The following is a 12,781-nucleotide window of genomic DNA, read 5'->3' on the forward strand; positions in this document are numbered from 1 at the left end:
CTCCATCCGTGGTTCGTAGTAAGGACTTCAGTCCTCTCCATCCGTGGTTCGTAGTAAGGACTTCAGTCCTCTCCATCCGTGGTTCGTAGTAAGGACTTCAGTCCTCTCCATCTGTGGAGAATTTAATTCAAGAAGGACTAAAGTCCTCACTACAAACCTGACTTATGATGATTCATTAACCGGGAATTAATATCAGCCATTAAACAAACCGAAGATCTCGCGGCAAACGTGTTTGAGCTTTTCTGCTGACTCCGCTGCCGGCTCAGTTGCACCCACAAAACCCCAATTTTCCACCGTAGAAAAGCGCCACTGCTGACCAGTATGATCGTAACCAGCCGCCTCAACCCCGATCGCCCGCCGAGAATCTTCGACCGGATCTTGGTAAAATCGGATTTGGATCAAGATACTGCGGCTTTGCAACAAGCGACTTCTACCGGGAAAATGGAAGCCAATATCGATCGAATCTGGATCGACAAGTTCCCTAGTATCCTCGTCATTCATCCAAGGTTTCAAATCAACTTTCGCATCCTGGAATTGGGATTTGAATAAATTAACAACCGCAGCAATTTTGCTAGCAACTTCTATATTTCTGGCTTGTTCGGCAGCGTTCACTAGAAATACTCCTATCAAATACAGTTATTACACAATTTAGCTAACAATGTAACTGCATATTGCCTACTTTAAACCAATACTGCTCAGATCAGCCCGATCCCCCCTTAGCTTGCCCCCTACTCGACCCCTACTCCCCTTAACAAGGGGGGAACAAGACTTGCTCAAAGTCCCCCTTCTTAAGGGGGATTTAGGGGGATCTCCGGGCAATAAACAGTTGTACGAAAAAACGTGTTACAGCCCACAATTCAGGTAAAAACCCGGTTTCTTTGGTATTGATGCGTCCAATCTGCTACATTTTCCCAGGTTGAATGAATTTTAGTCGATCGGCACTTCGATCGCAAATTCCGTACCTGCACCCAACACAGACTCGCAACTCAGCTTACCGCCGTGAGTTTCCTCCACAATTTGGCGGCTGATAGACAGCCCCAAACCCGTACCCGAACCGACTCCCTTGGTAGTAAACAAATGGTCAAATATCTTCGCCTGCACCCCGGCTGACATCCCTGGGCCATTATCTTTGATGCGAATCACCACACTCTTGTTATCCGGCGAGACATGGGTGATAATGGCGATCGTATTCGGTAAAGCATCAATCTCAGCATAACTGCGACCCTGATTAAATTCGTCAAAACAGTCGATCGCATTTGCCAACAAATTCATAAACACCTGATTCAACTGCCCAAAATAACACTTAACAGGCGGCGTATATCCATATTCCTTGATAACTTGAATCGCAGGGCGAGAATCCTTAGCCTTCAGGCGATACTGCAAAATCAGCAAAGTGCTATCAATACCCTCATGAATATTTGCTGACACCTTATTCGCAGTATCAGCGCGGGAAAAAGTTCGGAGAGACGTGCTAATATTGCGGATGCGATCAGTCCCCGACTTCATCGACAACAACATTTTTGGCAAATCTTCCATCAAATATTCCAAATCGATATCCGACGCTTTATCCTCCAATTCATCTCCCGGATTCGGAAACTTTTCTTGATAAAGTTGCAAGTAATCAATCAAATCCGAACTCGCCTCAGCAGCAGCATCAACATTCCCCGCAATAAAACCCAGCGGATTGTTAATTTCGTGAGCAACCCCTGCAATCAAGTTGCCCAAAGCAGACATCTTTTCGCTTTGAATCAGTTGCAGTTGCGCCTCTTGCAGCTCATTGAAAGATTTTTCTAACTGCTGAGATTTCTCCTGCTCGCGCGCGTACAAACCAGCATTTTCCACAGCAATCGCCACTTGAGAAACCAACACTTTTAATACTTCTACCCTCTCATCCGTAAAAGCTCCAACCGTCAAAGCATTTTCTAGATAAATAATTCCGCGCCGCTGGGATTGATAAATAATTGGCAAACAGAGGATTGATTTTGGTTGATATTTCCGAATGTAAGCATCCGCATTAAAAGGTTCGGCGACAGTCGCATCGTCTAAAACCAGATGCTTTTGACTGCGGTGTACGTAATTGATCGCAGACAGCGGTACATCTTGAGAATCTTCTACAGGAATAGACGGTAAAAGTGTCACTTGCTCATCCAGACAAGTGCCAGTAGCTTCTATGCAGAGAACATCGTTTTTGAGCAGTAGCAGCACTACTTTTTGAGCCGCCGCATTTTCCCACATAATTTTGATTAACTTAGTCAGTAACTTTTCCAGAACAATTTCGCTGGTAATCGCTTGGGAAGCTTTAACAAAAGCGCTCAAATCTAAGAAATCACCTAAAGCGCTGCTGGTAGTGCTTCCCGTGGTGGTGCGGGTGACATCAATGGTTCTGGTTTCTGTTGTCCGCGTTTGTGCTACTAAGAAAGGATATCTCAATTCTAAGTCTGTAACTTTGGCTAGAGCGCCCCAGCGGATATAGGCATAATATGCTTTGGTAAGGTATGCTTGAGAGATTATGTCTTTTCCCAGATATTCATAAAATTCTCCAGCTAATTCATAGGCTAATGCTTCCTCTTGGGTATATTTGTTTTGTTTGGCTCCGGCAATCGCGCGATCGTAATAATCCATTGCTCGCTCATTCTGCCATAACAATCGCGCTTTCTCGGCTTCTACCAAATCATATTTGTGCAGGTGGTTCATGGGAGCATGAATAGCCCATTTTTTCATCTTTTTTTGCAACTCTATGACTTTTTGTAGATATTGCTTTTGCTCAGATTTGCTAGCCTGGGGATACAAAGCTAAGAGACTGAGAGAATAATAGAAGTTACTCATGGAAACCGAATAAAATCCTGCCACAGCTTCTTCGTATTCTTCAAATAACTTTGAATTTTCCAAGGCTTGGACGTAGTTTTTGAATGAAAAATTAAGCTGAGCTTTGGCACTATAAATCGAACAAACCAAAAGAAAGTTTTTAGCTTCTATTAAAGCTGGTAGCATTTCGACTTCATTAAAGCTCTCACCGACTAAATGGCAGGATTCCGCAGATTTTCCGCACAAATTGAGATTTGTCTGCCTCCAGATACTTATATAGGATACAGGAATTTCTAATTTAAGTTGGCGCATCAATTTTAGATACTTACCTGTCTCATGCTCAACCAGACATAGAGGTTCTCCTATCCATCTTTTGTAATAACAATATTCACCCATAGCATAACCTGCATACTCTAATTCTCCGGTTGTCATCCCATTTTTAAAAGCTTCCACTAGATAGCTTAATCCAGACTCAAGGTCTGAATTCCAATGTTTAATAAAACAACTAAATACTGCATAAACTATACTTTTTAGGGAATTTGAATGAAAATTATCTAACAGCCTAATTGCCAGCTCGCCGAATTTATATCCCAAATTTATATCCCCTATCCTGCACAGAATTACACCATAATAAACATAGCCGACACTAGCATAAGGGGAATTACCATATTTAATACACAGCTTAAGCATCATAAATGCCAGCAGTGGTAGAAGCGCGGGCTTTGTATGAACAGTAGTGCCGAGAATCCCTGATAAAATCCGCATAATTGCTTGTTTATTAGTATTGGTCATTTCGGGCAAGTTAACTAAATCCTCAACTCGTTTCCTTCCCAAAATAAATTTTGTCTTCATCAGTCCCGCCATAATGTTTAGCGTGTTTGGGTTTTGAGGAAAAGAAACACCTAATAGTTTCAGGACTTCCAGTCCTGTATTTAACGCTTCTGTAAGTTTATTTTGAGCATTATAAGACTGAATTTGCAGTTCATAAGCATTCACCTTTTCCAGTAAATTTTTAGCTTGCTCTAGGATAATACTTACGAGAGTCTTGGATTCTTCAAAATTGATATTTAAGTATTCAGCTTCTGCCGTTGACTCGTAAATTTCCAGGGTTAATTGATACTGACTCTGCCAGCTATCCGTTGGCAATAATTCCATAGCCACGCGCAAATACCTAACAGCAACTTCATAAGCAGCAGCGGATTTTGCCTTGCGCCCAGCAGTTAAGTTTAATTTTGCTAACTGTTTTTTTTCTGAATCTTTACTAATCGTGTCAATTCCGACATTCAACTGATTTACAATATCAAAGATGTTATCTTCTATTTGTTCCGGTGGAGTGTTTTGTAACAGTAGTTGACCGATTTTTAAATGGGTAGATTGCTTCTGAGCTTCGGGAATTAGCGAATAGGCAGCTTGCTGGACGCGATCGTGCAAAAATCGATATCCCACCCGCGACGTGTCAAAAGTCAGATTAACCGCTTCTGCTTGCGTAAATAGTAAAGGAATGCGATAAGCATCGCTCAAGGGCAAAATCAACCCTGATTGTAAAGCTGAATAAAGTTCCGTGGCTGTAGCATTCCCTGACTTTTCGCTGACAATAGATAGCACATCCAGAGCAAATTTATCACCCACACAAGCTGCTAATTTCAAAATTTCTTGCGTGGATTCTGGCAATTTTTCAATCCGAGAAGCTACGAGTTCTACTACACTTTTGTCGGTAATACCAATCGCTTGAATTTCATCGATATTCCAATTCCAGCCTCCTTTACTTGCATCATCTGCAATGGCAGTAAAGTCAAATTTTAACAGATTGTCTTGATATAGTGCTTGGAGTAATTGCGTCAAGAAAAAAGGATTACCGCCAGTTTTATTCCAGATTAACTCTGCTAGATTTGTGACTTTTTCTGTGCAATTGTTAAGGGTGTCAGCGACTAACTCAGTCACATCTGCTAAATCCAGCGGTTGCAGCACGATATTGTTGACAATCGTACCAGTTTTTTCAATTTCTTCTACAGTCTGAATTAACGGGTGAGTCGGACTAACTTCATTATCTCGATAGGCACCAATTACTAAGAGATATTGCTGTTCTGGGTCAGTAATCAGCAGTTGCATTAGTTTCAAGGTTGCTGAATCAGCCCACTGCAAATCGTCTAAAAATATGACTAGCGGGTGTTCTGGTTGTGGGAAAACCCGCAGAAATTCTTTGAAAAGCCGATTGAAGCGATTTTGTGATTCTGCCGGGCCTACTTCCGGCACTTCGGGCTGTTTGCCAATAATTAATTCAAGTTCGGGAATTACGTCGGCAATTACTTTGCCGTCTGTTCCCAATGCTGTTAATATTTTAGTGCGCCATGTTTCTAATGAAGCTGCACTTTCTGTTAGCAATTGCCGCAGCAATGAGTTAAATGCTTGGATTAATGAGGCATAGGGAATGTTGCGTTTAAATTGGTCGAATTTGCCGCTGATGAAGTAACCTTTTGACTTGGTTATGGGTTTGCTAACTTCGTTGACTACGGCTGATTTGCCGATGCCTGAGTAACCAGAGACTAGCATTAGTTCGCTTTGGGAATGGGCGGGTTTTTCGGTGTTTTGGTTGGGTGGGAAAGATTCGCGTGAAAGGGTTTTTGCATTGGGGCGGGCGGGTTTTTCTGTATTTTGGTTGGGTGGGAAAGATTCGGGTGAACCCGCCCCTACAGGTTCAAATGCTGCTGTGTTTTGGTTGGGTGGGAAAGATTCGGGTGAAAGGATTTTTGCTTTGGAGCGGGCGGGTTTTTTAGTATTTGGGCTGGGTGGGAAAGATTCGGGTGAACCCGCCCCTACACGTTCAAATGCTGCTAATAGTTCATTAACCTGATTTTCCCGCCCATACAATTTTTGGGGAATCAACAATTGGCTGAGAATGTCTAAGCGCCCGGGGATGAAATCTGCTATGTAGCCTGTGGTTTCTAGCTGATGCAAACAAGTTTCTAAGTCTGCCAACAATCCCGCCGCACTTTGATATCTGTGTTCGGCATTTTTGGCGATCAATTTCATCACAATGTCTGAGATGGCGACGGGGATTTCTGAATTAATTTGATGCGGCGAAATTGCTTGAACTGCGATGTGGCTGTAAACTATTTCTAAGGGGTCGTTGCTGGAGAAAGGCAATTTCCCGGTCAGCATTTCATACAGGGTAATTCCGAGGGAATAAAAGTCGGTGCGGTAGTCGAGGGTGCGGTTCATTCTCCCGGTTTGTTCGGGTGACATATAGGCTAATGTGCCTTCGACTGAGTTGGGATTGTTGAATTGCGGGTTTTCTTTGTTGAGTTTTGTGGCTATGCCGAAGTCGGTGAGTTTTACTTGTTTTGTTTGTGGGTTAATTATGATGTTGCTGGGTTTGATGTCTTTATGAATAATGTTTTGTAAATGCAGGTATTGTAGGGCTTTGACTATGGGGATGGCGATGTTTAAATTTGCTCGCGGGCTCAATGTTTCTGTTTCCAGGAGTTCTGCTAAGGATGAGCCTCCAAAGTCTTCTAAAACCACTCCTAATCGGTGGTCAAAGGTTTCGATATTGATGGCTTTGACGATTTGTTCGCTGTCTAAATTTTGGCGGATTTGATATTCGTGTTTGAGGCGGGTAATGGCTTCGAGTGTAGGATATTCTGCTTTGAGGACTTTGAGGATTGTTGGGTAGCCGTCTGTCGGTGTTTGGGCGCGATAGATGATTGTTTCGACGCCTTCGTGCAGAGTAGAGTTAATTTTGTATTCTGATAATTTTAACATAATTTTATTTGAGAATCAGATATAATTATAAGTAGTCTAACACTAGATGAGATTGAGTTAATGTGATTTAGATCGTACATTCTGCGGTCAAAAATCACAGGTTATATGGAATAAGTGAAAATACGATGATGTTCGTTATTGTCAGTGGTAAGGTGCGCTAGGCGCACCCTACAATTAAGAGAATTTGGGGGCTTGTCAATCTGCAATAACAGCGAGCTCGTAGGGTGCGTCAGGGTAAAATTTATGAGTCTACGTTCAAAATACTTAGCCCTGACGCACCCTACAATTAAGAGAATTTTGGGGCTTATCAATCGGTGACAACAGTAACTTCGCGATATTCTGCAAGAGCTTTTGTGTCCGGTAAAATACGGACGCGGGCAAATTTTAAACCGCTGACTCCTTGCAGTGATTCTACCAGGCCGGTCTGCACTTTTGGCTCTACCCAACCTTCGCGAGACAAATAGCGCAAGTATTGTTGGTACTCTTCCCATTCGTCTTCGGTGGAATAAACTACGGTTAGCATTCCCGACTGGGTAATTCGCTCTTGTGCGTCTTTGTCAACGGCTTTTTCGATGCGCTTTTTGACGAGTTCGTAGCGGATGTCGCGAGTGCCTTTGACATCGAACATTTTTTCGGTGTTTTCGTTGTGAAAAATGTCGATGGTGGTATTTTGTACTAAGACTAAATGGGCGAGTTCCATGTTAATTTGAGACTCGGCTTCCAGGCGGAAAACTGTGCGGCCGCAGTCGCAAATTGCTCGCAGTTGTTCGTACCGCAAACTGTGCAAATGAAATTGGCTGAATTTGGGATCGATCGCCTTTCCGACATATATCATGTGATCCATGCCGTCGGTGCATTCGATGTCGCAGTAGTGCGGGAGGATTTGCTGCATTTTTTCTTGCCAGCGGGCCCAGGTTTCTTGGAGTTTGTTGCCGATCAGGTTGAGCATTTGATCGTAGCGGGTACGATCGCCATAAACGCAGTTATGTTCGTTTTCACAGGCGGCTCGGTAAGCTTCCACTGCTGCCTGAACCTGCGGCCCGCACTGCACAAAGTAGTCAAAATACACTTCTAAACGCTCGTTTAAATACTCGGCAGCTCGCACCTCCATATCGACTGTTACTTTTTCTTTTAAATCCTGGATGTAGTCGAGCAAGTCGAGGCGCAGTTGCTCGCCGAGGTGGGTAGTTTGTGTTTGACAAACGGCATCGGCTATGGCTAAAGCCAAGCGGAATTGTTCGAGCAAATCTGTTTGAATGGCTCGGTTTCTTTCGTCGCTGGAACCGCGAATGTCGGAAATTCCGTACAGCGGATGAACGTCTGCAAATACGATCGTCTCTTGGGGCAGTCCCCAACTTCGCCTTTCTGCTTCTTGGGCGAAGCGCCACTCGACTGCGGGATGGATGTTGTGAATGTGGGTAAACCGCTGCTGGATGGCTTGCCGCAGGGCTGCAATGAAGGCGGGAATGAGTTCTTGGGCGTGTTGGGCGTCTATGTTGTTGAAGTGGTTGGCCCGATCGCACAACAGCCCCACCACGCCCAAAATCCGCAGCCCGCAGCCCTCGCGGGTGACTGATTTGACTACCAGGGGCACCAGCAGCATCGACTGGGTGCCCATTTTCCGCAAAGTTCGCTCGCACTCGCTGCGGCACTCCCGGCGCAAGTCTGGGACGTTCCAAACTTGATTGGCTGCGGTAGCCTTGAAAAAGTGAGAAGATTCTAGGGACTCCATTGAATAAGCAATCGGCTGCAAATGATGGCCGTCTTTAGCAACTAATAGCTGTACCTGTTCGCCGTCGGGGCGCAGCAGCAAAGTGCCGTCAGCATTAAAGAGCGATCGCAAATAGCGATCGATTCTCTCAAATTTGTCAGGGCGCAGCATCGAATTGCGATCGATCAATAACTGAGTCAGCCGCCGAATTTGCTCCTGTACGGTGACATCAAAACCTTCTAGCAGCAGCAAACCTTCGACGCGGTAATTATCTAAATTTAGGCGCTCGGCTAAAGTTCCCAATTGATTAGGCTGCATCAGCCAAGCTTCCCGTTCTGCAACAGGCATTAAATTTAAAGGAAGATCTGCAAATTCATCTTTTTTTGAATTAATCCGAGTAATTTTCAACTGTTCCGAACCCAGCCAAAATTCAATAAATCTAGATTCATGCTGTTGCGGATTTTTAATGCTCACCGTGACAGGTTCATCTAGCACCCGCAAACTATCGAGGTTTATTTGATAAAATTGCTTAAAAACCCAGTGTAAAAGGTGGCGGCGGTACAATTGTTCTACTATTTTTGCATCACAATCCTCGAACAGTTCTAGCAAAGAGATCCCAGTTTCTGTAAACCAACCGTTATGAGATTGAGTTACCAAAGGCGTTCCCTCCCAGCCCGCCAAGCGACAAAATGCCGCGTTAGCGTAACGCAGAGCAAAAGTTCCCGGTTCCATCACTGCGATTAAAACGCGGCGATCGCCCAGAAATTGAAACAGTCGCTCTAAATCTTGTTTCCAAGTTTTCAAGCGTTCAATTTCAGCAGATTGACTCGGTACTTGAGCCGTCAAAGCTTCGAGTAGCTGTTCCACGTCTGGTTCGTTGGGCAGATTCTCACTGTCTTGCTCTGTCGCAATGATATCTGGATCTGCCGTTGGCAGTGATTTTACGGAGTTGTTATTGTTTTGAGGGGAAGATGATTTAGGAGTAGGCATGAGTAAAACACCTGAAAGCAGTAGATTTTGTTAAACAATGTGAGCGATCGGCGATTTATGGATTTTTCAAGAACTTAGAGCCTGTGTGTAAAGTTTGTGTGTAGGTATCGGAAACTAGGTGTTTTCTCGGACGATCGGCCCCGAAACTTTTACTTTTCTTCACAAACAACCTTTCAGTCTCGACGTTATAGGTGATATTAACGTGTTTGCGACCAGGCGGGTCACACCCATTATAAACGGTAAGCCGTAGTGGATAGTGTCAGCGACTAATGCTATTTGACTCAGAAGCGAGATATATAGCAGCTTTGGGTTGAATGAGGAACAGGCCCGGTAATTGGGAATTGGGAATTGGCAATTCCCAATTGGGAATTGGGAATTGGTAAGTAGGTTGTGAGTCACTCATTTAGCTAAAAATAGTGGGGATATCGTTCAAAATAATTGCTGTATGGCAATAAAATAATTTAAATATATAATATAGCTATCAGCCTTTTTTCAAGGACATACTTATGGTTTTAACGCTTAACAATCTCATCGGCGATCAGACGGGATTTCCTGTATTTGCGGGCGGCGGGCCGCGTCTTTTGGGATTCGCTACATCAGATGACATTGACGTAGAGAATGGAAATTTGTTGTCTTTTCCCTGGGGAGTTTGGGGACTAGACGGCAACGATACGATCGCAGGTTCGTCGGATTCCAACGAGCGGCTGTTAGGAAATAACGGGGATGATATTATCGCTGGTGGCGGCGGAAATGACATCATTTACGGCGGGAAAGGTAACGATGGTCTGGATGGAAATGATGGCAACGACGTAGTTAGGGGCGACAGCGGCAACGACCTGATCTTTGGAGGGCCCGGGAACGATATCCTGCGGGGAGGGCAAGGAGACGACGATTTAGAGGGCAATGACGGCAATGATTTCTTGGCGGGCGATCGCGGAATTGACGTACTCACCGGAGGCCCTGGTGCTGACGTATTTGTCCTCAGAAGCAACGAACAGTCTGGAGTCAATGGAGCCGATGTCATTACCGATTTTAACTTTGACGATGGCGATCGCATCGCTTTGACAGATGGTTTAACAGAATTAGACCTCATCTTCACTGACGACAATTTGATTGCTTACGACAATGACGGAATTATCAACGATATGGTGATTGAAAACGCAATAAATGGACAGATTGTGGGAGTTGTTTTAAACACGGATAATTTTGAACTTGTGGGTGCATTTGAACAAGCGAGTCCGTTTGCTTTGGCAGTAAACGGTTCCCAGTTCCAGTTTTTAGCTTAGTTATTTGTAGGCGGACTTTACGGGCGATCGGGCTAGTTCCGGGTAGGGACACGGCAGTGATCAAAGCCGTGTTAACAATCAGGTCAAACGTCCTCAGAGACTGCTGTTTGGCGGTTTTGCTCTTAACCCCCCCTAACCCCCCCGATGCTTTGGGGGGGGATAAGAATCTTCTCTTTCGTCCCCCTTAATAAGGGGGATACGCGGGGGTTATAGGCTTGGCTAAAAGCGAGATTTCTCATGACTTTTAGGCGATTGTTGACACGGCTTTGATCACTGCCGTGTCCGTACAGTTATGTACCCGTATTATGGAACAGGCATCTTTTGTGTGACTTAGGTTTACAAAAAGTAGTTATTATTGTGCAACAGGCCGGAAAGCCTGTTACTTAGGGCAATGCTCAAAGCCCGCCCACAAGAGTTTAAAGAAACAGGATTTTCAAAATTCTATCTGCGCCAGTTTAATACCGAAAATGTACGAATTGTACGAATTGTCAGAACAATCGAAATCATCTGAAAAACTCCACCGTTTCAAGCCTGCGGAGATTTCATTTTCGCCTATACTATTCGCAGTATAAAAAATTTCACTTTTGTGCAATTACTTATGAATAGGGGTTATTCGCGGTTTGATTCCCTCGCCAGCATCCTAGCAGGAACGGTAACAGTAGCAGGAATAGTCATGTTTGCGCCTGCACCGATTTTCGCGATGTCTTCGCCAGAAATTGCCAAATTAGCTGAATCAGTCACCGTTCAAATCAATGGAAAATCTCCCAATATGGTGAGTAGCGGAACTGGATTTATTATTGCCAAACAAGGCACGACTTACACTGTACTGACAGCTAATCACGTTGTTGTCAATCCTAAATTTACTTATACAATTCACACTTCTACAGGAAAAGATTATCAAGTAACCCGTAGTGTACTATTGCAGAAAGGTCAGAATGCTCCAGATTTAGCAATCGTAACATTTAACAGTGCAGAATCTTATCCTGTTGTAACTTTAGGCGATTCCGAACAAGCGGCAGTTGGTACAGGAATTTTTGTGTTTGGCTATCCAGCGAATGAGTTGCAAGAAAAGTATGGAGCCAATCGCAATTTTGAATTTTCACCGGGCTTTGTTACCAGCCGTCTCCCGAATCATCCACGCGGTTATACCTTGCGCTACAATGCTATTACGAAAGGGGGAATGAGTGGAGGGCCGGTATTTGATGGAGAAGGGCACGTAGTTGGCGTTCATGGATGGGGCGATCTGGATGTAGATCAGGTTACAGATTCTGACATAAAAGTCCTCACAGGTTTAGCAATTACTAAAACAGGGTTTAATTCAGCGATTCCTATTAACACTTTTATAGCTAAATTATCCGAAGCTGGGTTAAATCGATCGGCACTTTTGATAAATACCTCTCCAACAGCTAATGCACCTCTGAAACTGAACAATCCCAATGATGCTAAAACTTATTATGTTCGGGGTTTGACTCGGTTTGATAAGGGAGATGCGTCAGGGGCTGTTGCCGATTTTACTAAAGCGATTCAAACTCAATCGGATTATGTAGAAGCTTATTTCTATCGGGGACTTGCTTATTTTGATTTGAGAGAAATTCCCAAAAGTCTCGCCGATTATAGCAAGGCGATCGCCCTAAATGCAGGTTATCTCGATGCGTACTACAATCGGGGGCTGGTTTTGTCGGCTATGGGCGATACACCGGGGGCGATCGCCGATTATACTCAAGTCATCCGTCAGGATCGAAACTTTGCAGCCGCTTACAACAACCGAGGATTGGCACTTTCGGACTTGGGCGATCAAAAAGGGGCGATCGACGATTTCAATCAAGCGCTGCAAATCAATCCAGGTCGCGCTAACACTTATTTTAACCGAGGATTAGCGCTATTTCGCATCAATAACGATCGCTCTGCCTTAGCTGATTACACTCAGGCCATTCAACTCAATCCCAGCTATGCTAAGGCTTATGCTAATCGAGGTATTACGTTGGTGAGAATGGGAGATCGGCCAGGGGCGATCGCAGATTTGCAGCAAGCCGCCCGTTTATTTAGAGCTCAGGGAATGGCCGCAGATGCTCAGAAAGCATTAGATTTGATTGGTCAACTGCAAAGACAATAAACTTTATGATACAATCGACTATCATATTGCAATTAATCCTGTAGGGGCGGGTTCACCAACAATAATTGACACAAACAAACAGATGAAATAAACCCGCCCCGGCCCTATGCGTGG

6 protein-coding genes are annotated in these 12,781 nt (G+C 44.3%); 2 read left to right on the forward strand and 4 right to left on the reverse strand.

The features are described 5' to 3' along the window. Positions 1 to 192: 192 nt before the first annotated feature. The 4 genes from QUB64_RS22535 to QUB64_RS22550 form a co-directional block, all read right to left on the reverse strand. Positions 193 to 612 carry a hypothetical protein gene (locus QUB64_RS22535; protein WP_333267312.1) on the reverse strand — a complete coding sequence of 140 codons (420 nt, stop codon included), beginning with the start codon at positions 610 to 612 and terminating at the stop codon, positions 193 to 195. A 315-nt stretch (positions 613 to 927) separates the two neighbouring features. Next, a complete protein-coding gene (locus tag QUB64_RS22540; RefSeq protein WP_333267314.1) occupies positions 928 to 6,567 on the reverse strand; it encodes a trifunctional serine/threonine-protein kinase/ATP-binding protein/sensor histidine kinase in 5,640 nt (1,879 codons plus the stop codon). A gap of 307 nt (positions 6,568 to 6,874) precedes the next feature. After that, on the reverse strand, positions 6,875 to 9,268 hold the full coding sequence (locus tag QUB64_RS22545; RefSeq protein WP_333267316.1) for a GAF domain-containing protein: 2,394 nt from the start codon (positions 9,266 to 9,268) through the stop codon (positions 6,875 to 6,877). 259 nt (positions 9,269 to 9,527) lie between these two features. Further along, a complete protein-coding gene (locus QUB64_RS22550; protein ID WP_333267318.1) occupies positions 9,528 to 9,671 on the reverse strand; it encodes a hypothetical protein in 144 nt (47 codons plus the stop codon). 103 nt (positions 9,672 to 9,774) lie between these two features. On the opposite strand from QUB64_RS22550, the gene QUB64_RS22555 reads away from it, so the two are divergent. Together QUB64_RS22555 and QUB64_RS22560 are read left to right on the forward strand one after the other, a co-directional pair. Continuing rightward, entirely contained in the window at positions 9,775 to 10,554 is a 780-nt protein-coding gene (locus tag QUB64_RS22555; protein WP_333267319.1) for a calcium-binding protein, read from the forward strand. A gap of 598 nt (positions 10,555 to 11,152) precedes the next feature. Then, the gene (locus tag QUB64_RS22560) at positions 11,153 to 12,667 is read left to right on the forward strand and encodes a tetratricopeptide repeat-containing S1 family peptidase (RefSeq protein ID WP_333267321.1); all 1,515 of its coding nucleotides are present in this window, start codon (positions 11,153 to 11,155) and stop codon (positions 12,665 to 12,667) included. Positions 12,668 to 12,781: the final 114 nt, after the last annotated feature.

It is taken from the genome of Microcoleus sp. Aus8_D2, assembly GCF_036702665.1.
Taxonomy (GTDB): Bacteria; Cyanobacteriota; Cyanobacteriia; order Cyanobacteriales; family Microcoleaceae; genus Microcoleus.